General features: G+C 69.8%; 22 protein-coding genes and 1 rRNA gene. 15 read left to right on the top strand and 8 right to left on the bottom strand.

All coding sequences use genetic code 11. The features are described from left to right. Positions 1 to 70: 70 nt before the first annotated feature. Positions 71 to 742 (bottom strand): hypothetical protein, encoded by a 672-nt coding sequence (locus FHW73_RS03605; protein WP_183425315.1) that lies wholly within the window; start codon positions 740 to 742, stop codon positions 71 to 73. Positions 743 to 889: 147 nt separating this feature from the next. On the opposite strand from FHW73_RS03605, the gene FHW73_RS03610 reads away from it, so the two are divergent. From FHW73_RS03610 to FHW73_RS03645, 8 genes are all read left to right on the top strand, one after another. Further along, positions 890 to 2,149, top strand: coding sequence for an MFS transporter (locus tag FHW73_RS03610; RefSeq protein WP_183425316.1), 1,260 nt, complete (start codon positions 890 to 892; stop codon positions 2,147 to 2,149). A gap of 21 nt (positions 2,150 to 2,170) precedes the next feature. Beyond that, positions 2,171 to 2,380, top strand: a complete 210-nt coding sequence (locus tag FHW73_RS03615; protein WP_183425317.1) for a tautomerase family protein — start codon at positions 2,171 to 2,173, stop codon at positions 2,378 to 2,380. Further along, complete coding sequence (locus tag FHW73_RS03620) at positions 2,377 to 3,156, top strand: fumarylacetoacetate hydrolase family protein (protein WP_183425318.1); 780 nt, start codon at positions 2,377 to 2,379, stop codon at positions 3,154 to 3,156. Before FHW73_RS03615 ends, FHW73_RS03620 begins: the two co-directional genes overlap by 4 nt. 58 nt (positions 3,157 to 3,214) lie before the next feature. Further along, positions 3,215 to 4,159 carry an acetaldehyde dehydrogenase (acetylating) gene (locus FHW73_RS03625; RefSeq protein ID WP_183425319.1) on the top strand — a complete coding sequence of 315 codons (945 nt, stop codon included), beginning with the start codon at positions 3,215 to 3,217 and terminating at the stop codon, positions 4,157 to 4,159. Then, the gene (gene dmpG / locus FHW73_RS03630; protein WP_183425320.1) at positions 4,156 to 5,202 is read left to right on the top strand and encodes a 4-hydroxy-2-oxovalerate aldolase; all 1,047 of its coding nucleotides are present in this window, start codon (positions 4,156 to 4,158) and stop codon (positions 5,200 to 5,202) included. The genes FHW73_RS03625 and dmpG overlap by 4 nt, the downstream gene beginning before the upstream one ends. Next, the gene (gene dmpH / locus FHW73_RS03635) at positions 5,199 to 5,987 is read left to right on the top strand and encodes a 2-oxo-3-hexenedioate decarboxylase (protein WP_183425321.1); all 789 of its coding nucleotides are present in this window, start codon (positions 5,199 to 5,201) and stop codon (positions 5,985 to 5,987) included. Before dmpG ends, dmpH begins: the two co-directional genes overlap by 4 nt. Before the next feature lie 88 nt (positions 5,988 to 6,075). Continuing rightward, on the top strand, positions 6,076 to 7,455 hold the full coding sequence (locus FHW73_RS03640; RefSeq protein ID WP_255492589.1) for a DcaP family trimeric outer membrane transporter: 1,380 nt from the start codon (positions 6,076 to 6,078) through the stop codon (positions 7,453 to 7,455). A 116-nt stretch (positions 7,456 to 7,571) separates the two neighbouring features. After that, the gene (locus FHW73_RS03645; RefSeq protein WP_183425322.1) at positions 7,572 to 8,153 is read left to right on the top strand and encodes an LON peptidase substrate-binding domain-containing protein; all 582 of its coding nucleotides are present in this window, start codon (positions 7,572 to 7,574) and stop codon (positions 8,151 to 8,153) included. On the opposite strand, the gene FHW73_RS03650 is transcribed toward FHW73_RS03645, so the two are convergent. Next, positions 8,130 to 10,142 (bottom strand): bifunctional DedA family/phosphatase PAP2 family protein, encoded by a 2,013-nt coding sequence (locus FHW73_RS03650; RefSeq protein ID WP_183425323.1) that lies wholly within the window; start codon positions 10,140 to 10,142, stop codon positions 8,130 to 8,132. The genes FHW73_RS03645 and FHW73_RS03650 overlap by 24 nt on opposite strands. A gap of 94 nt (positions 10,143 to 10,236) precedes the next feature. Here FHW73_RS03650 and FHW73_RS03655 point away from each other — a divergent pair, with 94 nt between their 5' ends. Then, entirely contained in the window at positions 10,237 to 10,908 is a 672-nt protein-coding gene (locus tag FHW73_RS03655; RefSeq protein ID WP_183425324.1) for a serine/threonine protein kinase, read from the top strand. Next, a complete protein-coding gene (locus tag FHW73_RS03660) occupies positions 10,905 to 11,411 on the top strand; it encodes a DUF2867 domain-containing protein (RefSeq protein WP_221187397.1) in 507 nt (168 codons plus the stop codon). The genes FHW73_RS03655 and FHW73_RS03660 overlap by 4 nt, the downstream gene beginning before the upstream one ends. Before the next feature lie 26 nt (positions 11,412 to 11,437). On the opposite strand, the gene FHW73_RS03665 is transcribed toward FHW73_RS03660, so the two are convergent. Continuing rightward, the gene (locus FHW73_RS03665; RefSeq protein WP_183425325.1) at positions 11,438 to 12,163 is read right to left on the bottom strand and encodes a hypothetical protein; all 726 of its coding nucleotides are present in this window, start codon (positions 12,161 to 12,163) and stop codon (positions 11,438 to 11,440) included. Positions 12,164 to 12,267: 104 nt separating this feature from the next. Here FHW73_RS03665 and FHW73_RS03670 point away from each other — a divergent pair, with 104 nt between their 5' ends. From FHW73_RS03670 to FHW73_RS03680, 3 genes are all read left to right on the top strand, one after another. After that, a complete protein-coding gene (locus FHW73_RS03670; RefSeq protein WP_183425326.1) occupies positions 12,268 to 13,086 on the top strand; it encodes an NAD(P)-dependent oxidoreductase in 819 nt (272 codons plus the stop codon). 66 nt (positions 13,087 to 13,152) lie between these two features. Next, positions 13,153 to 14,136: a YiiG family protein gene (locus FHW73_RS03675; protein ID WP_183425327.1), complete on the top strand. Its 984-nt coding sequence runs from the start codon at positions 13,153 to 13,155 to the stop codon at positions 14,134 to 14,136. Positions 14,137 to 14,232: 96 nt separating this feature from the next. Further along, on the top strand, positions 14,233 to 15,459 hold the full coding sequence (locus tag FHW73_RS03680; protein WP_183425328.1) for an acetylornithine transaminase: 1,227 nt from the start codon (positions 14,233 to 14,235) through the stop codon (positions 15,457 to 15,459). 49 nt (positions 15,460 to 15,508) lie between these two features. On the opposite strand, the gene FHW73_RS03685 is transcribed toward FHW73_RS03680, so the two are convergent. Genes FHW73_RS03685 through thiE form a run of 3 tightly spaced genes read right to left on the bottom strand, consistent with a single transcriptional unit; the run spans position 15,509 to position 18,068 of the window. Further along, positions 15,509 to 16,126, bottom strand: a complete 618-nt coding sequence (locus FHW73_RS03685; RefSeq protein WP_183425329.1) for an HAD-IA family hydrolase — start codon at positions 16,124 to 16,126, stop codon at positions 15,509 to 15,511. Further along, the gene (gene hemL, locus FHW73_RS03690; protein WP_183425330.1) at positions 16,123 to 17,415 is read right to left on the bottom strand and encodes a glutamate-1-semialdehyde 2,1-aminomutase; all 1,293 of its coding nucleotides are present in this window, start codon (positions 17,413 to 17,415) and stop codon (positions 16,123 to 16,125) included. Before hemL ends, FHW73_RS03685 begins: the two co-directional genes overlap by 4 nt. Positions 17,416 to 17,438: 23 nt before the next feature. After that, a complete protein-coding gene (gene thiE / locus FHW73_RS03695; protein ID WP_183425331.1) occupies positions 17,439 to 18,068 on the bottom strand; it encodes a thiamine phosphate synthase in 630 nt (209 codons plus the stop codon). A 77-nt stretch (positions 18,069 to 18,145) separates the two neighbouring features. Between thiE and FHW73_RS03700 the strand changes: the two genes are divergently transcribed. Further along, a complete protein-coding gene (locus tag FHW73_RS03700) occupies positions 18,146 to 18,337 on the top strand; it encodes a rubredoxin (RefSeq protein WP_183425332.1) in 192 nt (63 codons plus the stop codon). Between the two features lie 38 nt (positions 18,338 to 18,375). Here FHW73_RS03700 and FHW73_RS03705 read toward each other — a convergent pair whose 3' ends face one another. Together FHW73_RS03705 and FHW73_RS03710 are read right to left on the bottom strand one after the other, a co-directional pair. After that, positions 18,376 to 19,176, bottom strand: a complete 801-nt coding sequence (locus FHW73_RS03705) for a tetratricopeptide repeat protein (protein ID WP_183425380.1) — start codon at positions 19,174 to 19,176, stop codon at positions 18,376 to 18,378. A 64-nt stretch (positions 19,177 to 19,240) separates the two neighbouring features. Then, positions 19,241 to 19,687 (bottom strand): DUF192 domain-containing protein, encoded by a 447-nt coding sequence (locus FHW73_RS03710; RefSeq protein WP_183425333.1) that lies wholly within the window; start codon positions 19,685 to 19,687, stop codon positions 19,241 to 19,243. A 571-nt stretch (positions 19,688 to 20,258) separates the two neighbouring features. Between FHW73_RS03710 and FHW73_RS03715 the strand changes: the two genes are divergently transcribed. After that, a 16S ribosomal RNA gene (locus FHW73_RS03715) occupies positions 20,259 to 20,335 on the top strand; the annotation flags it as partial.

A 20,335-nucleotide genomic window follows, 5' to 3' on the forward strand; every position in this document is an offset into this window, starting at 1 on the left:
GGGTTCGTCCTGTGCGGTGAAGCCGATGAATGCGGCGAGGCCGCACGCATCAGGGTACCCCGAGGCGATGTCACTGAGGTAGACGGATGTATCGCTCCGCGAAAACCCGATAGGTCTGCACCTTGGGGGCGTCGGCGTCTTCCTGGCGCACATAGCGGATCGAGCTGCGGCCCTTGAGCTGGCGCGGCAGCAGGAAGCAGCGTACGAAACGGGTGGGTTCGCGCTCGGTGGTCGGTGCCAGCACCGGGGCGGGGCCCAGTTCGAACCACGCCTGTCCCGGCCCGTGGCGCTGCGCCCGGCCCTGGGTCTCGATCCCGATCTCGCCCTCGGCGCAGATGCGAATGCCGGGGCCCTGGTGCACATGGGTCAGCGCGACGCCGCCGGGCGGAAAGCCCACCTCGTCGCAGCGCATCAACCAGTCGAATCCGGGGTCGAGCTCGACCGGTGCTTCGAGTTTGAGCACCGTGCGGGTGGCCGGCGCCGAGGGCAGGCCCGGTGCGGCCGCAGCGTGGGTCGACAGCTCCCAGCGCCAGATGCGGACGGGCGCGGCGCCGATGTTGAGCGTCAGCGCGTCCTCGCCGACCCAGGCCGCGCCCTGCAACAGCAGCGTGCCAGACACGGCGTCCTCCACCGTGGCCTCGCCCTGCGCCAGATACAGCGCGCGCGGGGCTGCCGGCAGATAAACCGGCGGGCAGTGGGCAGGCAGTTCGTCTTCGAACAGGCGCAGCATCAGGCTGGACATGGCGGTTCCTTGTTTCGGTGATCGATACAAAATTGAGGTCTTGACTCTTTAGTCGAGACTTATCGTATAGTGATACCTAGGTATCGAGCAACGATACAAACAGCCGGGGGCACACCCCCCTCAAGAATCGCCTCGGGAGGGCGTGCAATGGCGCAGAACACGACAGGTGCGGGGCAGGGGACCGGCGAGCGCTGGTGGAAGGGCGCGAGCAAGCAGCAATGGCGCGCGTTCAACTCGGCCTATCTGGGCTGGATGCTCGACATCATGGATCTCATGCTGTTCGCGATGGTCATCAAGTACGTGATCGTCGACCTGGGCATGGACAAGTCGTCGGCAGGCCTGGTGATGTCGGCGACGTTGATGGCCACCGCCGCCGGCGGCCTGGTCTTCGGCTTCCTCGCCGACCGGCTGGGCCGGGCGCGCTCGATGATGCTCAGCATCATCTGCTACTCGATCGGTACCGCCCTGTGCGGTCTGGCCGACACCCTCGGCCAGTTGATGCTGTTCAGGATCATCGTCGGCCTGGGCGTCGGCGGCGAATGGTCGGCCGGCTCGGCGCTGGTCAGCGAGACCTGGCCTGCGAAGCACCGCGGCAAGGTCATGGCCTGGGTGCAGAGCGCGTTCGCGGCCGGCTACGCCGCCGCTGCGGTGGTCGCCGCGCTGGTGATTCCGGTCGGTGGCTGGCGCTGGGTGTTCGCGGTCGGCCTGCTGCCGGCGCTGCTGGCGTTCTACGTGCGCCGCCACGTCGAGGAGCCGGAGATCTGGCGCAACCAGAGCCGGCGGCTGGGCTTTGGCGAGACCGTGCGCGAACTGTTCGGCGGGCCGTTCGCCCGCAATACCTGGATCGGCCTGGCATTCACGACCGCGGCGATGTGCGGCTACTGGGGGCTGTTCACCTGGATCCCGACCTATCTGGCGACGCCGGTGGCCGACGGCGGCCCGGGGCTGGATCTGGTGAAGTCGACGATCTGGATCGTGATCATGCAGGTCGGCGCGGCCGCCGGCTTCATCACCTTCGGCTACTTCGCCGACCGCATCGGCCGCAAGAAGGCCTTCCTGCTGTTCTTCCTGGCGTCGGCGGTCGTGGTGCCGGTGTTTGCGACGATCCGCTCGCCCGACATGCTGATGGTGTTCGGCATCGTGGTCGCCTACTTCGGCACCGGCTTCTACAGCGGCTTTGCGCCGACGTTCGCCGAACTGTTCCCGACCTCGATCCGCGCCACCGCGCAGGGCTTCGTCTACAACGGCGGCCGCGCGATCGCGGCGGTCGCGCCGTTCCTGATCGGCTTCATCTCCACCCGTTACGGGGTCGGCAGCGGCCTGGTGACGACGGCGGCGTTCTTCGCGCTGGCCGGTTTGATCGTCTGGCTGTTCCTGCCCGAGACCAAGGGCCGCGAGCTCGCCTGACACCCCCTTAAAGGACACGCCATGCCCATCATCCAGATCACCCTGGTCGAAGGCCGGGACACCGCCCGCGTGGAGCGCTGCATCCGCGAGGTCGCACGCGTGGCCAGCGAGACGCTGGACGCGCCGCTCGCCTCGATCCGCGTGATGGTCAACGAAGTGCCCGCCAACCGCTTCGCCGTCGGCACCACGCTCAAGAGCGATCCGCCGACGCCCGCGGGGGGGGCGGCATGAGCGCCGATCCGAGCGTGCACGCCGATGCCCTGCACACCGCGTTGCGCGAGGCCGCGCCGATCGCACCGCTGACCGGTCGCGTCGAGGACCTGGACCTTGCCGGCGCCTACGCGATCGCGCAGGCCGGCATCGCCCGGCGTGTGGCCGAGGGCGAACGCGTGGTCGGTCGCAAGATCGGCCTGACCAGCGTCGCCGTGCAGCGCATGCTCGGTGTCGACCAGCCCGATTTCGGCGTGCTGACCGATCGCATGGATCACTCCGATCGCGGTGCGGTCGCGGTGGCCGGCATGATCGCGCCGCGCGCCGAGGGCGAGATCGCATTCCACCTCAAGCGCGACCTGGCCGGTCCCGGCATCGGCCTGCACGACGTCTTGCTGGCGACCGAGTCGGTGTCGGCGTGCTTCGAGATCGTCGATTCCCGCATCCGCGACTGGAAGATCGGCATCCTCGACACCGTCGCCGACAACGCCTCGGCCGCGGCTTTCGTCACCTCGCGCACGCGGGTCGCGCTGCGCGACCTGGACCTGGGCACCTGCGGCATGGTGCTCGAGAAGAACGGCGCCCTGCTGTCCACCGGCGCCGGCGCTGCGGCGCTGGGTTCGCCGCTCAACTGCGTGGTCTGGCTGGCCAACCAACTCGGACGCCTGGGCGACGGCCTGCGCGCCGGCGACACCGTGCTCTCTGGTGCGCTGGTCCCACTGACCCCGGTCGTGCGCGGCGATCACCTGCGCCTGCGGGTCGGCGGTCTTGGCGCGCTGGATCTGCATTTCGACTGACCGACGCCCACCGCGTCTGCCCTTCCCCACGTCCGTTTCAACGCTTCGAGGAGTCCCCATGCCCGTCAAGGCAGCCGTGATCGGTCCCGGCAACATCGGCACCGATCTGATGATCAAGATCCTGCGTCACGGCCAGCACCTGGCGATGGGCCCGCTGGTCGGCATCGATCCGGCCTCCGACGGCCTGGCACGCGCGCGTGCGATGGGCGTGCAGACCTGCGATGCGGGCGTCGAGGGCCTGGTCGCCTCACCGCTGTTCGACGACGTGCAGGTGGTGTTCGATGCGACGTCCGCCGGCGCGCACGTGCGCAACGACGCGGTGCTGCGCCAGTCGCGGCCGGACATCCGCGTCGTCGACCTGACGCCTGCCGCGATCGGGCCGTACTGCGTGCCGACGGTCAACCTCGACGCGCACATCGACGCGCCGAACGTCAACATGGTCACCTGCGGCGGACAAGCGACGATTCCGATCGTCGCCGCCGTCGCCAGCGTGGCGAAGGTGCACTACGCCGAGATCGTTGCGTCGATCTCCAGCCGCTCCGCAGGGCCGGGCACGCGTGCCAACATCGACGAATTCACCGAGACCACCTCGCGCGCGATCGAAGCGGTCGGCGGGGCGCGCAAGGGCAAGGCGATCATCGTGCTCAATCCGGCCGAGCCGCCGCTGCTGATGCGCGACACCGTCTACGTGCTGTCCGACGAGGCCGACACCGCGCGCATCGCCGCAGCGATCGAGGCGATGGTCGCCGACGTGGCGCGCCACGTGCCCGGCTACCGGCTCAAGCAGGCGGTGCAGTTCGAACGCATCGAGCGGCCCTGCAACGTGCCGGGGATCGGCCCGACGACGGGCCTGAAGACCTCGGTGTTCCTCGAGGTCGAGGGCGCCGCGCATTACCTGCCGGCCTACGCCGGCAACCTCGACATCATGACCTCCGCGGCCCTGGCCACCGGCGAGCGCATCGCCGCGCGCCTGGCGGCCGCGCAGCCGGAGCCGACCCGATGAACGACCGCAAGCTCACCATTTCCGACGTCACCCTGCGTGACGGTTCGCACGCGGTGCGCCACCAGTACACGCTGGACCAGGTGCGCCGGATCGCCGGCGCACTCGATGCTGCGGGCGTGGATTCGATCGAGGTCGCGCACGGCGACGGCCTGCAGGGGGCGTCGTTCAACTACGGCTTCGGCGCGCACAGCGATGTCGAATGGATCGAGGCGGTCGCCGAGACGGTGCAGCACGCGAAGGTCGCGACCCTGCTGCTGCCGGGCATCGGCACGGTGCACGATCTGAAGAACGCCCACGCCGCCGGCGCCCGCGTGGTGCGCGTCGCCACGCATTGCACCGAGGCCGACGTCTCGCGTCAGCACATCGAGGCGGCCAACGCACTGGGCATGGACGCGGTGGGCTTTCTGATGATGAGCCACATGGCCGAACCGGCCGCGCTCGCCGAGCAGGCGAAGAAGATGGAAAGCTACGGTGCCTCGTGCGTGTACGTCGTCGATTCGGGCGGCGCGCTGGGCATGCAGGACGTGCGCGCGCGCTTCCGCGCGTTCAAGGACGTGCTCGATGCGCGCACGCAGACCGGCATCCACGCCCACCACAACCTGTCGCTCGGCGTCGCCAATTCGATCGTCGCGGTCGAGGAAGGCTGCGACCGCATCGATGCCAGCCTGGCGGGCATGGGCGCAGGCGCCGGCAATGCGCCGCTCGAAGTGTTCATCGCCGCCGCCTCGCGGCTGGGCTGGCGGCACGGCTGCGACCTGCGCATGCTGATGGACGCCGCCGACGACATCGTGCGCCCGCTGCAGGAGCGCCCGGTGCGCGTGGATCGCGAAACCCTGGCGCTGGGCTATGCCGGCGTGTACTCGAGCTTCCTGCGCCACGCGGAAGCCGCGGCCGAGCGCTTCGGCATCAGCGCGGTCGACATCCTGGTCGAGCTGGGCAAGCGGCGCATGGTCGGCGGCCAGGAAGACATGATCGTCGACGTCGCGCTCGACATGGTGCGCGCGCGCGAAGGTGCCGACGCCCGCCAGGAGGCCACGGCATGAGCCTGTCATCGGAGACGGTCGCCCAGCTGGCGACCCTCCTGCACGACGCCGAGCGCGACGTGCGCGACACGGTCAAGATCACCGACGCCCACCCCGACCTGTCGATCGAGGACGCCTACCGCATCCAGGATGCGCTGCGCGCGCACAAGCAAGCGCGCGGTGTGCGCTGCGTCGGCATGAAGATGGGCCTGACCTCGTACGCCAAGATGCAGCAGATGGGCGTCGAGACGCCGATCTACGGCTTTCTGGGCAGTGACAACGCGGTCGACGACGGCGCCGAGATCGAGGCCGCAAAGCTGATCCATCCCAAGGTCGAGGCCGAGATCGCCTTCGTGATGCGCGATGCATTGCAGGGGCCGGGTTGCACGCCCGAGCAGGTCATGGCGGCGACGCTCTGCCTGTTGCCGGCGATCGAAGTCATCGACTCGCGCTACGAGAACTTCCGCTTCGACCTGCCGAGCGTGATCGCCGACAACACCTCGGCCGCGCGCTACGTGATCGGCTCGCGCCCGACCGCGCCGCAGGGCATCGACCTGGAGACCACGGGCGTGGTGTTGGAGAAGAACGGCCAGGTCGTCGAGGTCGGTGCAGGCGCCGCGGTGCTGGGCAATCCCGCGCTCGCGGTCGCGATGCTGGTCGACATGCTGCACGCCCGCGGCCAGTCGCTGCCGGCCGGCAGTGTCGTGCTCTCGGGCGCGATCACTGCCGCCGTCGCCGTCGAGGCGGGCGACAACGTCCAGGTCCGCATCGACGGACTCGGCTCGACGGGCCTGCGTTTCGTCTGAGCCGCCGCGCCGGCTACTGCGCCGGTGCCGCTGTTTTCGGTCGCCGCCCCAACCCGGGGCGGGCCGCTGCTTGGGAGAGGGGAACCACATGTCCAGATCCAACGCGAAGCGATGGCTGTCGCCGATCGCCCTGGCCGTCGCGGCCGCCTGCATTGCGCCGGTGTCGGCGCAGGACGTCGACGTCGCCGCGGTCGAAGCGCGACTGGGCCAGATGGAGCGCGAGATGCGCGAACTGCGCGCGCTGCTCGACAGCCACCGCGGCACCGCGACGCCGGCGGCCACGACCGCGGTGGTGCCGGCGACCGCAACCACCGCCCCGGCGCCCGCGCCCGCGGGCAGCGCGACGCCTGCCCGCAACCCGATGATGCCCGGCGCGGCGCCCGGCACCACGTTCTCGTTCGGCGGCTTCATCAAGTTCGATGCGATGACCACGCGCACCAGCGACGGGCAGATTGCCGATGGCTCGCCCGGCCGGCTGTTCTACTTCCCCGGCGCGACCCCGGTCGCGGCCGACGGCCAGGGCCAGAGCAGCACCTACAGCGACGTGCACGCGCAGTTCTCGCGCTTCTGGCTGGGCGCCGACACCGTGACCGACAGCGGCAAGACGATCAAGGCCTACATCGAGGCCGACATGTACGGCGGCGGCAGCAACGCGCTGGCCGGCAACGAAGTGATCACCAACACCTACGCGCTGACCCTGCGCCAGGCCTACGTCAGCTACAACGGCTGGCTCGCCGGCCAGACCTGGTCGAACTTCCAGGATGTCGCGGCGCTGCCCGACGCGGTCGACTTCACCGGCCCGTCCGAAGGCACCGTCTTCAACCGCCAGGCGCAGCTGCGTTACACGCGCGGCCCGTGGTCGGTCTCGGTGGAGAACCCACAGACCACGGTGACCCCGTACCTGTCGCGGACCGCGCGCTTCAACAGCGGCGACGACCGGCTGCCCGATGTCACCGCGCGCTGGATCACCCGCGGCGACTGGGGCCATTTCACCGTCGCCGGGTTGGCGCGACGCTTGCGCAGCGGCGATGCCAGCACCTCGGGCGCGGCGCTCAGCGTCTCGGGCCGATTCAACCTCGGCGCCAACGACGACATCCGCTACATGGTCAGCGGCGGCGAGGGCATCGGCCGGTATCTCGGCTTTGCACTCGGCAGCGACACCGTGCTCGATGCCGATGGCCGACTGCACAGCCAGCGCGGCTACGGCGGCTTTGCCGCATGGCGGCACGCGTTCTCGCCCAAGCTGCGCGGCAATGTCATCTACTCGCTGGCCTCGCTCGACAACGATCCGCTGTTGACCGGCGGCAGTGTCACCGAGCGTGCGCAATCGTTCCGCATCAACATGATCTATTCGCCGGCGCGCAACCTCGATGTCGGCGGCGAACTGAGCTGGGCCGATCGTCGCCTGGAGAACGGCCTGGAAGGCGATCTGCAGCGCGTGCACACGCACATCAAGTACAGCTTCTGATCGCGACGACGGCACCTGCACGCCGGCACGGCAACGTACCGGCGTGCAGGTGCCTCGCGCACCCGGCACGGCGCGCAGGATGACGATTTCATCGTGCAGCCACTAGGATGGCCGGCATGACGACATCCGCTTCGCTGCCGCTGTTTCCGCTCGATGCCGTGCTGCTGCCCGGCGCGTCGCTGGCGCTGCGCGTGTTCGAGTCGCGCTATCTCGACATGCTCCGCGAATGCGGCCGGCGCGGCAGCGGTTTCGGCATCTGCCTGATTCTGGAAGGCGGGGAGGTCGGTGGGCCGGCAACGCCGGCCAGCGTCGGCACCGAGGCGGTGATCGAGGATTTCGACACCGGCGCCGATGGTCTGCTGCGGCTGCGTGTACGCGGCGCGCGACGCTTCCGCGTCGAGCGCACGCGCGTGCGCGACAACGGGCTGGTGGTCGCCGATGTCGACTGGTGCGCCCCCGACCCGGCGATCGAACTGCAGCCCGAACACGCCCTGCTGGGTGTGGTGCTGCGCAAGATCCTCGAACGCATCGACGGCGCCGACCGCGCCTTCCCCGAGCCCCGGTTCGACGATGCGGCCTGGGTCGGTTGGCGGTTGGCCGAACTGCTGCCGCTGGCCGCCGCGCAGCGCCAGCAGCTGTTGCAGCAGGACGATCCCGACGTCCGCCTGGAGACGTTACTGCGGCTGGTCGACGACTGAGCCGTCGTCGGCAATGCGCAGCCGCAAGGTCGGGACCCCCGACTGCGGATGCACGTCCTCGCGCCATTCGAAGCCCATCAGCACGTCGCGCAAGCCGCGATGCACGCCGTGCGCATCGGGCTGCGGCTGCCACAGGCTGAACAGGCCCAATGGCCGGGTCAGCAGCATCGACTGGCTGGTGCCCAGCCACAGCGGCTGCGCATCGTCGAGCTGCGCCGGGGCCCGCCACAGCCGCAGGACCTCGATCCGGGATTCGTCGGTGACCCGACGCATCAGCAGCGATTCGGCATTGGCGTCGAGTGTGGCCGGCAGCACCGGCTTGTCGGCGGACGGCACATCGTCGTCGAGCAGGTTGAGCACCTGCATCCAGTCGGCCTGCGGCTGCACCTGCCAGCCTTGCGCCTGGAGCCGGGCCTGCAGCGGCGCCAGCGGACCGGCGACCTGCAGATCCAGCGGCCAGCGATGGGCCGGGTCGCGCTCGCGCAACTGGCCGGGCAACTGCGCCCAGTCGCGCGCCCACCAGTCGCCGACCGCCATGGTCCGCGCCGGCGGGGCGGCGACGAAGCGCGTCAGCAACGGATCGACCGCGCGCGGTGCATGCCACAGCGCGGCCAGCACGAAGGTGACGTAGAAGATCGTCGCCACGGGTCGCATCCAGAACGAGCGGTCCACGTGGCGGCGATAGGCGATGCCCAGCACCAGCAGCCAGACGATGCCCAGCAGCATGCCGCCGACGATGTCGCTGAGCCAATGCGCGCCCAGGTACAGCCGGGCGAAGCCCAGCACCGCGACCACCGCACCCGACACCAGGTACGGCCAGACCCGCGAGCGGCCGGGCAGTTCGCGTGCGATCAGCACCGCGAAGAAGCCGAAGACGATCGTCGCCATCGTGATCTCGACTGCCGGGAAGCCGAAGCCGCCATGTGCGGTCGGCGGCCGGGGCATGTCGATCACCGCGCCCAGCAGCGCGGTCAGCGCCATGCCGAAGGCCAGGGCCGCCAGCCAGTGCGCCGCGCCCAGCCAGCGGCGCCGCCAGATCAGCCAGCCCAGCGTCAACGCGACCGCCGGACCGAGCACATGCACATCGCCGATCGAGGCCAGGCCGGCCATCAACCGGTCGGCCAGCGGGTTGCGCAGCTCGTACATGAACTGGAACACGGTCTGGTCGAGCAGCAGCGGCTCGCCGCGCATGATCACCGTCGCCAGCAGCGCGAACCAGGCCCAGCCGATCGCCAGCAGGCAGACCGCCAGGATCGCCAGCGAGGCCGATTCCGGGCGCCGCGGATCGACCAGCGCCACCGCGTAGCGACCCAGCCGCGGATGGTGGCGGGTCCAGCCGAGCAGACGGGCGAGCAGGCTGTTGGCATGCGCGTCGAACCAGCGATAGGTGTAGAGCACGATGGCCCAGGCGAGCGCCAGCACCGCGACCAGCGCGCCGAGCACGATCGCCAGCCGGTCGGCGACCGCGGCGACCGCATCGTAGGACGCGCCGAACAGCCAGCCCGGCGCCAGGAACAGCGCGCCCCACGACAGGCAGGCCACGCCACTGACCGGCAGGTAGCGCCGCAACGGCATCTTCGCGATGCCGGCGATCGCAGGCACGAATGGCCGGATGGCGCCGACGTAGCGCGCGATCAGGATGCTCTTGACGGCATTGCGGCGGAACAGGTTCTCGCCGCGGTCTAGCAATTGCGGAAACTTGTGGAACGGCCACACCGTCCGCAGCCCATGGCCCCAGCGGCGGCCGACCCAGTAGCTCAGCCCGTCGCCGGCCATCGCGCCGAGCGTGGCGCAGGCGACCGCATACGGGCCGGAGATCTCGCCCAGGCCGATCAGCACGCCGATCGCGAACAGCAGCGGCAGCGCCGGCACGATGGCACCGAGCACGATGACCGAGTCGCAGAAGGCGATCAGGAAGACGACGATGCCGGCCGCGACCGGATGGTCGCCGACCCAGCCGATGAGGCTGTTGAAGAATTCGCTGAGCATCGCGCCATTATGGCAGGGCAGCGCGGCCAGCCCGCCCGATCCCCACCCTTGCGTCGGCCGACGTTAACCCGGACGCGATCCGTACAATGCGGCCATGTCATCGTCCGCCGACACCGCCACCGAGCTGCATGCGCTCAAGTCCGACAGCTTCGGCCGCATCGCGCTGATGCGCGGCGCCGACGGCGGCCTGTTCGTGCGCCGGGACCTGCGTCACGTGCCGCTGTGGTTGCGGCTGCCGGCTTGGTGGCTGGCGCGCCGCGAGGCGCGCGGGCTGGCCCGCGTGCGCGGCATGGCCGATGTGCCGCAGCTGCTGCGCTGGGACGGGCGGCGGCTCGACCGCAGCTACATGGCCGGCGCTGCGATGTACCAGCGCCCGCCGCACGGCGATCTGGCGTACTTCCGTCACGCGCGGCGGCAACTCCAGGCGTTGCATCGGCGCGGCCTGGCGCACAACGACCTGGCCAAGGAGGCGAACTGGCTGGTGCTCGACGATGGCAGGCCGGCGATCATCGACTTCCAGCTCGCTGTCGTCGGCGATTCGCGCTCGCGCTGGATGCGGTTGCTCGCGCGCGAAGACCTGCGTCACTTGCTCAAGCACAAGCGCACCTATTGCCGCGCCGCGCTCACGCCGGTCGAGCAGCGCCTGCTGCGGCGGCGCTCCTGGGTGCGCGATCTGTGGTTCCGCACCGGCAAGCCGGTCTATCGCGTGGTCACCCGCAAGCTGCTCAAGTGGGAAGACAACGAGGGCCAGGGGCCGAAGCCTTGACGGCGCGCGTGGTGTCCGGCGTGCCCGATGCGCGCAGTGCGTTGTATGCGCAGTTGCCTGGCGCCGATTTCCGCCATGCCAGCCGGGTCCAGACCGTGCGTGGCGGCCGCACGGCCTTGCAGGCCTATCGCGACCTCGCTGCCGCCGTGCCGGGTTGGTTCGACGGTCTGATGACGATGCGCAATCGCGGCATGCGGCTGCTGGGCATGAAGGATCTGGGTGCGCTGCGCGCAGTGTCGTCGGCCGGCGTGCCGCGGCCGGGCGAGCGCATCGGCATTTTCACGTTGCAGGCGCTGTGCGACGCGGCGATCGTGCTCGAGGACGACGACCGCCACCTGCGTGTGCAACTGGCGGTGCAATGGCACGGCGAGGACATGCTCGAGGTGGCGACGGTCGTGCACGTCCACAACGCGTTCGGGCGTCTGTACATGCAGCCCGTCGCGCCGATCCATCGACTGATCGTGCCGCACCTGCTGCAGCGGCAGGTGCGCGCCTACATCTGAGCGCGCCGGCGGCGGGGCGCGATCCGTCAGTCGGCTGTGCGCACCGCCTCCAGGGCTCGACCGGTGTATCGGCGGTTCGCGTCGAAGTCGTAGCCCAACACCAGCGTGCCGAGGTCCGCGCAAGCGTGGCAGCTGCGCATCGGCACCTCGAACCGCAGCCGCAGGCCGCCGTCGGCCAGCGCCTCGCTGCCTGCGGCCTTGGCCGGCGCGAACGGCAGGGCATCGGGGTGTGCATCGAGGAACGGTTTGAGTGCGTCGCGCATCCGGCCTTCGCCTGCCGGCAGCACGGCCTCGTCCACGTCCACCGCGTGGCCGTCGGCGTCGACCAGCCACACGCCCTCGTTGGTGTTGGCGCGGAACGGATAGGTGATCTGTGCATATCCCACGCCGTCGACCGAGCGCCAGCCGCTGACATGGCCGGGGTCGCCGAGTGCGATCAGGCGGGTGGTCGCGGCCAGCGCCTCCGGCGAGGCGCCACCGGCCTGCATGGTCGACAGCAGGCAGGCGTCGACCGCCGTCGCCGCGGTGCGGCAAGGCGACAGGTCGCCCCGCCAGACCGAGGCCGGGCCCACCACCAGGTCATCGCCGTCCGCGATCGCTTCGGGCGCCATCGGTGCCGGCATCGAAGCGGCATCCGACACCGGCTGCGCGGCAGGCTGGGCGACCGGCACCTCCCGGTCGGCGGCATCGGGCGCCGCATCGCTGCAGGCGGCCAGCGACAGTGCGAGCAATGCGAGGGCGATGGTGCGCATCGGCAGGACCTGTGGCGGAAGGGCCGGTCAGTATCGCGCCGTGGCCTGAATGCGGCCAGCGCCGCGCGCATAATGCCTGCGATCTCATCGACGGGACCCGGGGCATGTCCACACTGGCCGGCAAGACACTCTTCATCACCGGCGCCTCGCGCGGCATCGGTCTGGCGATCGCGTTGCGCGCTGCACGCGATGGCGCCAACGTTGCGATCGCCGCGAAGTCGTCGGTGCCCAACCCGAAGTTGCCGGGCACCATCCACAGCGCGGCCGAGGCGGTGAACGCGGCGGGCGGCCGGGGCTTGGCGCTCAAATGCGACATCCGCGACGAGGACCAGGTGCGGGCCGCGGTCGCCGCCACTGTCGACGCCTTCGGCGGCATCGACATCCTGGTCAACAACGCCAGTGCGATCTGGCTGCGCGGTACCCTCGATACGCCGATGAAGCGCTTCGACCTGATGCAGCAGGTCAACGCCCGCGGCAGCTTCCTGTGCGCGCAGGCCTGCCTGCCGCATCTGCTCGCAGCCCCCGACCCGCACATCCTGACCCTATGCCCGCCGCCGTCGCTTGATCCCAAGTGGTGGGCGCCGCACACCGGCTACACGCTGGCCAAGATGGGCATGAGCTTGGTCACGCTCGGCCTGGCGGCCGAGTTCGGCCCGCAGGGGGTCGCGGTCAATGCGCTGTGGCCGCGGACGCTGATCGGCACCGATGCCTTGAACATGATCCCCGGGGTCGAACGCGGTAACGGCCGCAGCCCGGCGATCATGGGCGATGCGGCGCACGCGATCCTGGTGCGCCGTGCGGCCGGCTTCCACGGCCAATTCCTGATCGATGACGAGGTGCTGCGCGAGGTGGGCATCACCGACCTCGACGCCTATGCGATCGATCCTTCGCAGCCGTTGCTGCCCGATCTGTTCCTGGACTGAACCGCTGCGATCGGCGTTGACGCTTTGCTATTCTGGCGGGCTGTAAACGATTTCAAAGGAGAGACCGTGAGATCCCGGAAGTTGCTGCCGGCGCTGTGGGGACTGAGTGTTGCCGTCGGCCTGACGGCCTGCGAGCGCAATCCGCTGCAGGCCGGCGCCGATGCAGTCGAAGCCGCCCAGGCCGAGCAAGCGCGCCAGGCGCGCAACGGCAAGGTCAATGCCTACGTGTCGTGCTTCAACGCCATGGACGGGGACGTCCGCAAGGGCATCGCGGTGTACGGCAGCTGGATGCAGGACCCGCACGCTGGCCCGCGCGGCGATGAGACCAAGGCGTTTGGGCCAGGCCATGTCCCGCGCCTGGGCCTGGACCAGTGCGCAGGCCCGGTCGACCGGGTGCTGACCGCCGAGCCGGCACTGCCGGAGCTCGACACGGCGATCGTGCGGTTCCGCGATGCGGCCAAGGCACTCGAACCGCTGTTCGACGAAGCATCGCGCTACTACGCCGATGATGGATTCCGCCAGGACGCGTTCGCCCAGGGCAAGCGCATGCACCCGCCGCTGCTGGCGGCGATCACCGCCTACGGCGAGGCCAGCGACGCGCTGTCGTCGCAGCTGCAAGCGCAGATCGACGGCGAGCAGCGCGCGCGGATCGCCGCGCTCGAACACAGCGAGGGGCGCACTCCCGACTTCTATCACCTCTCGCTGATGGCCGATGCCAAGTCGATGGTCGAGCGCATGGCCGAGCGCACCTTCGACGTGGAGGCGGCGCAGCGCGAGCTCGAGGCGTTCGACGCGCTCGCCGAAGAGGCACGCACGCAGGTCGCCACCCAGGACGGCATGGCGGAGCGCTGGGCCAGCTTCAACAGCGGTCTCGACGATCTGCGGCGCGTCGCGCGGGCGCGGATCGAACGCACGCGGGCCGGGACGCCCTATACCGAAGACGAACAGCGGATGCTCGACAATCCGGCCTCGACCCTGGCGCCGCGCGGCTCGGCGCGGGCAGTGCTCAACGCCCACAACGTCCTGGTCGAGCGCGCGAACAGGCTGTGACCGCTGCGGGCCGCAGGGATGCGGCCCGTTCCGCCGGTGCGCATCGGAATGCGCGAGAATGCGCGATCCCTTTCCTCCCCGAGCGATTCCCCCGGCATGAGCACCGCGACCGACGCCCCGCTGTCCCTGGCCCGTTATGTCCTGCCGGTGTACCGGCCGCGCGCGCTCGTGCTCGAGCGCGGTCAGGGCTCGCGTCTGTGGGACGACGCCGGCCGCGAGTACGTGGACCTGGCGGCGGGCATCGCCGTGTGCGGCCTGGGCCACAACGATCCCGACTTGGTGGCCGCCCTGGTCGAGCAGGCGGGCAAGCTGTGGCACACCAGCAACGTGTTCTACAGCGCACCGCCGCTGCAGCTGGCGGCCGAACTGGTCGAGGCCAGCGGCTTCGCCACGCGCACGTTCCTGTGCAACTCCGGCGCCGAGGCCAACGAGGCGGCGATCAAGCTGGTGCGCAAGTGGGCCGCGGCGCAGGGACGCAGCCCCGATCGCCGGGTGATCGTCACCTGCCGCGGCAGCTTCCACGGCCGCACCCTGGCCACGGTCACCGCGACCGCGCAGCCCAAGTACCAGGCCGGCTACGAGCCACTGCCCGGCGGCTTCCGCTATGTGGACTTCAATGACATCGCGCAGCTCGAAGCCGCGATGGCCGGTGGCGACGTCGCCGCGGTGATGCTCGAGCCGGTGCAGGGCGAGGGCGGCGTGATGCCCGCCGCCGACGGCTACTTGGCAGCCGTACGCGCGCTGTGCGACCGCCATGAGGCCTTGCTGGTGCTCGACGAGATCCAGTGCGGCATGGGGCGCACCGGCACTTTGTTCGCCTTCCAGCAGGATGGGGCGACGCCCGACATCGTGACCCTGGCCAAGGCGCTGGGCGGCGGCTTTCCGATCGGCGCATTGCTGGCCGGGCCCAAGGTCAGCGACGCGATGCAGTTCGGCGACCACGGCACCACCTTCGGTGGCAACCCGTTGGCGGCCGCGGTCGCGCGCGTGGCGCTGCGCAAGCTTGCCTCAAAGCAGATCGCCGAGAACGTCACGCGCCAGTCGCGCGCGCTGCGCGAGGGCCTGGCCGCGCTCGACGCCGAATTCGGCGTGTTTTCCGAGATCCGCGGCCGCGGACTGATGCTCGGCGCCGTGCTGCGCGCCGAGCACGCCGGACAGGCCACCGCGATCCTTGACCGCGCCGCGCACCACGGCCTGCTGCTGCTGCAGGCCGGGCCGGACGTGCTGCGCTTCGTACCGGCGCTCAACATCACCGACGCCGACATCGCCGAAGGCCTGGCGCGCCTGCGCGCCGCGCTGGTCGACCACCTCGCGGCAGGGTGAGATCACGGGCGGGGCGGCGCCCGTCGCGCCGCCCACATCGTATCGTCGACTAGGGCAGCCCATGCCGCCGCAGCACCCGCCGCAACGAGCGGGCGTCGTGCACGGTGTCGGCCTGCAGTCCGGCGGCGCGCGCGCCGCGCACGTTGGCGAACAGATCGTCGAGGAACAGCACATGCCGCGCCTCGACGCCGAAATGCGCGAGCGCCCGCTCGAAGATCGCGCGGTCGGGCTTGCGTGCCCGCAATGCGCCGCTGCATAGTACACGGCCGTCGAGCGCCGGGAACAGCGGCATCACGATCTCACGCATCGCCTCGGCCATCAGCGCACCGTTGTTGCTGAGCACGCCGATCGGCACGCGCTGCGCGACCGATGTCGCCAGCGTCAGGACCGCGGGATCCACGCGACTGGCCGCCACGCGCGAGGCGATCCACCCCGCCTCGTCGATCGTGCAATCGAGCGCTTGGCCGAGCTGCTGCAGGTAGGACGCGGTGTCGATCGCGCCGCTGTCGTAGGCGCGCTCCAAGCCCGACTCGAACAGTGCGGCGCCGACCCGGGCCGGCGCGCAGCCCGCGACCCGCGCCAGATCGCGCAAGCGCGCATCGTGCGCGTAATGCGCGAGCACGCCGTCGAAGTCGAACAGCACCAGCCGCGGCGGCATCCGCCTCACGCGGCGATGGCGGCGAATGCCTCCCGGGCTGCGGCGATCGTCGCGCCGATCACATCGGCGTCGTGCGCCGAGGACAGGAACCCGGCCTCGAACGCCGACGGCGCGAGGAACACACCGCGTTCGAGCATGCCGTGGAAGAACCGGTTGAAGGCTGCGGTGTCGCAGGCGACGGCCTGCGCGTAGGTATCGACACTGGGCTGGTCGGTGAAGAACAGGCCGAACATCGCACCGACGCGGGTGGTCGTGAACGGCACGCCGGCCTCGCGCGCAGCCGCCTCCAGGCCGTCGCACAGGGTGTGCGTCGCGGCCTCGAGCTTATCGTGGAAGCCCGGCTCCGAGATCAGGTCGAGCATCGCAAGCCCGGCGGCCATTGCGACCGGATTGCCGCTCAGCGTGCCGGCCTGGTAGATCGGGCCGGCGGGTGCGATCTGTTCCATCAATGCGCGCCGGCCGCCATAGGCGCCCACCGGCATGCCGCCGCCGATGATCTTGCCGAACGTGCTCAGGTCCGGCGTCACCCCGTAGCGCGCTTGGGCGCCGCCGAGCGCGACACGGAAGCCGGTCATCACCTCGTCGAAGATCAGCAGGGCGCCGTGCTGCGTGCACAACGCGCGCAGGTGCTGCAGGTAGCCCTCGCGCGGCGGCAGACAGTTGGCGTTGCCGACCACCGGCTCGATGATCAGCCCGGCGATCTGGTCGCCTGCGCGCTCGAACAGTTCGGTGGCAGCGTCGAAGTCGTTGTAGGGCAAGGTCAGCGTGAGGTCGGCCAGTGCCTTGGGCACGCCTGGCGAGGTCGGCACGCCGAAGGTCAGCGCGCCGCTGCCGGCCTTGACCAGGAACGAATCGCCGTGGCCGTGGTAGCAGCCTTCGAACTTCACGATGCAGCTGCGGCCGGTCGCCCCGCGTGCCAGGCGGATCGCCGACAGGGTCGCCTCGGTGCCCGAGTTGACCATGCGCACCATCTCGCACGAAGGCACCAGCGCGGTGATGCGCTCGGCCATCGTGACCTCGGCCGGGCACGGCGCGCCGAACGACAGGCCATCGCCGATCGCACGCTTGACCGCCTGTCGCACTTCGGGGTGGTTGTGGCCGACGATCATGGGGCCCCAGGAGCCGACGTAGTCGATGTAGCGATTGTCGTCGACGTCGAACAGATACGGGCCGTCGGCGCGCTGCACGAAGAACGGTTCGCCGCCCACGGATTTGAACGCGCGCACCGGCGAGTTGACGCCTCCAGGCAGCAGCGTGCGGGCGCGGGCGAACAGGGCTTGCGAACGGGCGGTATCCATGACGACTCCAGAGAAGGGCGGGCTCAGAGCCCGAAGCAGGCGCGGTAGGCGCGTGCGGCGCCGGCCGGGTGCGGCGCATCGAACACGCCGCTGACGACGGCGACCAGATCCGCGCCGGCCGCGACGAGGGTGCGTGCATTGTCCGGGGTGATGCCGCCGATCGCCACCCGCGGCACCCCCAGCGTGACGGCCTCGCGCAGCAGCGCAGGACGTGCGCGTCGCGCCGCCGGCTTGGTGGGCGAGGGGTAGAAGCTCCCGAAGGCGACGTAGCTGGCGCCCGCCTCGACCGCGCGCACCGCCAGTGCGCCGTCGTCGTAACAGGACGCACCGAGGATCGCCTGCGCCCCCAGCGCCGCGCGTGCCTCGACCAGTGCGCCGTCGTCCTCGCCCAGATGCGCGCCGTCGGCACCGAGCTCGGCCGCCAGCCGCCAATCGTCGTTCACCAGCAACGGCACGCCGGCGGCGCGGCACAGTGCCAACAACGCACCGGCCTGCTCCCGTCGCAGCATCGCGTCGGCGCGCTTGTTGCGGTACTGCAGCCAGGTCGCATGCGGCAGCACGCTGGCGACCCGCGCCAGCAGCCGTGCAGTGTCGATCTCGTCGGGGGTGAGCAGGTACAGCCCGCGCGGCGGCTCGGTCGGGGAAGCGTTCATCGGCATGGGTTCCGGTCCACAGGACGCGATGGGACAATGCGGCTCCGGACAGACACCGCTGCAGCCGCCATTATCCGATGAACGACACTTCGACGCAGACCGCTTACCGCACGTGGATGTGTGTCGTCTGCGGCTTTCTCTATGACGAGGCAGCAGGCCTGCCCGACGAAGGCATCGCGCCGGGCACGCGCTGGGAGGATGTGCCCGAGACCTGGACCTGTCCCGATTGCGGCGTCACCAAGGACGACTTCGAGATGATGGTGCTCTGAGCGGCGCGGCGGCAGGCCGGCCGCGCGTTCGCGGTCGGTCAGTGCGCGCGATGGCGATGCAGGCCGGCGTCGACCAGTCGCTCGCGGATCGCATCGGCATCCTCGGCCTCGGGGGCTGCCTGTAGATAGCGCGTCAGGTCGTCGCGCGCGCCCGCCACGTGTCCCAGCGCCAGATAGGCGAGTCCGCGATCGCGCAGCGCATCGCACGCGCCCGGATGCAGGGTCAGCAGTCGATCGGCGCAACGCGCCGCGCGCGCCCAGTCGCCCGCCTCGCGATAGCCCGCATGCAGATTGCGCAGGACCCGCATCACGGTCGCGCGCGCCGTGGCTGGACGCAGCAGCGCGGCCAGGGTGTCGTCATCGGGCGGCGCTCCACCCAGGTGGGCGGCCGCACGCACGCGCAGCTCGTCGATGTCGAGGGGGCGCCCGCCATTGAACGGGTCCATGACCAGCATGCCGTCGCCGACCGGCAGCCGAACCAGGAAGTGGCCGGGAAACGAGATGCCCGCCAGCGGGACGCCGAGCCGGCGCGCGACTTCGCACTGCACGATCGCCAGCGAGATCGGATTGCCGAGCCGGCGCTCGATCACATCGCTCAGATAACTGTTGCGGGGATCGTAGTAGTGCGTCTGGTCGCCGGTGTAGCCGACTTCCTCGAACAGGTGCCGGTTGATCGCCTGCATCTTCAACGGTCCGGCATCGATCGCATCGACCTCGATGCGCAGATGCGCTGCGTGTGCCTGCATCCGCGCTGCGAACGCGTGCACGTCGAGATCGGGGTACTCGTCGCGCGCAACCAGCAGCGCGGCCTCGAACAGCGGCAGTGCCGCGGGCGCCATCTCCCCGGCCTGCGCCCAGGTCAGCGGCGCAGCCGTCGGCGCTTCGCCGCGCGCGACGGACGGCTCAAGGCACATGGATCGCCGGCGACAGCGTCAGTACGGCACCATCGCGCAGGCCGATGCGCTGCGCCTCGCCGGCATTGAGCTCGAGCACGAAGCGTGCCGGCCCCTCGCTAGGGTAGGACGGACAGCGGTTGCCGGCCGAGCATGGCGGCACGTCGCGTTGCTGGGAGACCAGGCGGCGCTCGTTATCGAAGTAGAGGATGTCGAGCGGGATATGGGTGTTCTTCATCCAGTACGCCTGCGGCGCCTCGGTCTCGTGCACGAACAACATGCCGTGGCCCTGCTCGAGCACATCGCGGAACATCAGGCCGCGTGCGCGGGCCTCGTCGGTGGTCGCGATCTCCACCTGATAGCGGTGGCCGGCCAGTTCCACCCAGGGCGTACTGCTGGCACAGGCGGGCAGCAGCGCCGCGAACAGACACAGCATCATCAGACGGATCGCACGCATGGCCAGAGCCTCGAAGGGGAAGCCCACACCTTTGGACAAGCGCCGACGGCGGTCAAGATGGGCAAGGTGAAAATAACGCTATGCAAATGTGACGAGCTTGTGCACAATGCGCGCCCCGCAACGCTGTGCCGACGCTGAGGTCGGACAGGGAAGCGGGGGCCGGTCGGACTCCTCGGGTTTCACAGGGAGTTGACAGATCGGGAAGCTGCGCTAAGATGTGCGGCTCCTTCGGCGGAAACGAACTTCGGTTCGGGGCACGAAGGGACGGCAAGAAGATTCACCGAAAGGTGTTGACGAATGCCAAAACCGCGCTAAGATGGGCGGCTCGCTTCGAAGGAAACTTCGCAGCATCGGGAAGCAGGCGCTGAGGCCACTTCCGAAGATCTTTGACAGTGTGCGCAGGATACTTGTGCGGACGTCTGGCAGGTGGCGTTGTCCATCAGCAGACGTTTCGAAAGAGCAACAAGTCAATTCATATAGCATGCAAATGCGAGTGAGTAGTTTTGAAGCTCAGGTAGGACATCTGCACTCAAAGCATTGATGGAGTCCTTTTGGACGAAGTCGAAAAATTTAAGTGAAGAGTTTGATCCTGGCTCAGAGTGAACGCTGGCGGCAGGCCTAACACATGCAAGTCGAACGGCAGCACAG

This window comes from Luteimonas sp. RC10, assembly GCF_014192745.1.
Lineage (GTDB): Bacteria > Pseudomonadota > Gammaproteobacteria > Xanthomonadales > Xanthomonadaceae > Luteimonas.

What these genes read in the sequence shown, in the direction of transcription:
- hemL (WP_183425330.1), bottom strand. Translation starts at nt 17,415, where the DNA reads ATGGATACCGCCCGTTCGCAAGCCCTGTTCGCCCGCGCCCGCACGCTG.
- FHW73_RS03645 (WP_183425322.1), top strand. Translation starts at nt 7,572, where the DNA reads ATGACGACATCCGCTTCGCTGCCGCTGTTTCCGCTCGATGCCGTGCTG.
- thiE (WP_183425331.1), bottom strand. Translation starts at nt 18,068, where the DNA reads ATGAACGCTTCCCCGACCGAGCCGCCGCGCGGGCTGTACCTGCTCACC.
- FHW73_RS03625 (WP_183425319.1), top strand. Translation starts at nt 3,215, where the DNA reads ATGCCCGTCAAGGCAGCCGTGATCGGTCCCGGCAACATCGGCACCGAT.
- dmpG (WP_183425320.1), top strand. Translation starts at nt 4,156, where the DNA reads ATGAACGACCGCAAGCTCACCATTTCCGACGTCACCCTGCGTGACGGT.
- FHW73_RS03705 (WP_183425380.1), bottom strand. Translation starts at nt 19,176, where the DNA reads ATGGCGCCCGCGGCACTGCCGCTGTTCGAGGCCGCGCTGCTGGTTGCG.
- FHW73_RS03615 (WP_183425317.1), top strand. Translation starts at nt 2,171, where the DNA reads ATGCCCATCATCCAGATCACCCTGGTCGAAGGCCGGGACACCGCCCGC.
- FHW73_RS03670 (WP_183425326.1), top strand. Translation starts at nt 12,268, where the DNA reads ATGTCCACACTGGCCGGCAAGACACTCTTCATCACCGGCGCCTCGCGC.
- FHW73_RS03605 (WP_183425315.1), bottom strand. Translation starts at nt 742, where the DNA reads ATGTCCAGCCTGATGCTGCGCCTGTTCGAAGACGAACTGCCTGCCCAC.
- FHW73_RS03640 (WP_255492589.1), top strand. Translation starts at nt 6,076, where the DNA reads ATGTCCAGATCCAACGCGAAGCGATGGCTGTCGCCGATCGCCCTGGCC.
- FHW73_RS03610 (WP_183425316.1), top strand. Translation starts at nt 890, where the DNA reads ATGGCGCAGAACACGACAGGTGCGGGGCAGGGGACCGGCGAGCGCTGG.
- FHW73_RS03710 (WP_183425333.1), bottom strand. Translation starts at nt 19,687, where the DNA reads ATGCGTGCGATCCGTCTGATGATGCTGTGTCTGTTCGCGGCGCTGCTG.
- dmpH (WP_183425321.1), top strand. Translation starts at nt 5,199, where the DNA reads ATGAGCCTGTCATCGGAGACGGTCGCCCAGCTGGCGACCCTCCTGCAC.
- FHW73_RS03700 (WP_183425332.1), top strand. Translation starts at nt 18,146, where the DNA reads ATGAACGACACTTCGACGCAGACCGCTTACCGCACGTGGATGTGTGTC.
- FHW73_RS03665 (WP_183425325.1), bottom strand. Translation starts at nt 12,163, where the DNA reads ATGCGCACCATCGCCCTCGCATTGCTCGCACTGTCGCTGGCCGCCTGC.
- FHW73_RS03620 (WP_183425318.1), top strand. Translation starts at nt 2,377, where the DNA reads ATGAGCGCCGATCCGAGCGTGCACGCCGATGCCCTGCACACCGCGTTG.
- FHW73_RS03650 (WP_183425323.1), bottom strand. Translation starts at nt 10,142, where the DNA reads ATGCTCAGCGAATTCTTCAACAGCCTCATCGGCTGGGTCGGCGACCAT.
- FHW73_RS03655 (WP_183425324.1), top strand. Translation starts at nt 10,237, where the DNA reads ATGTCATCGTCCGCCGACACCGCCACCGAGCTGCATGCGCTCAAGTCC.
- FHW73_RS03680 (WP_183425328.1), top strand. Translation starts at nt 14,233, where the DNA reads ATGAGCACCGCGACCGACGCCCCGCTGTCCCTGGCCCGTTATGTCCTG.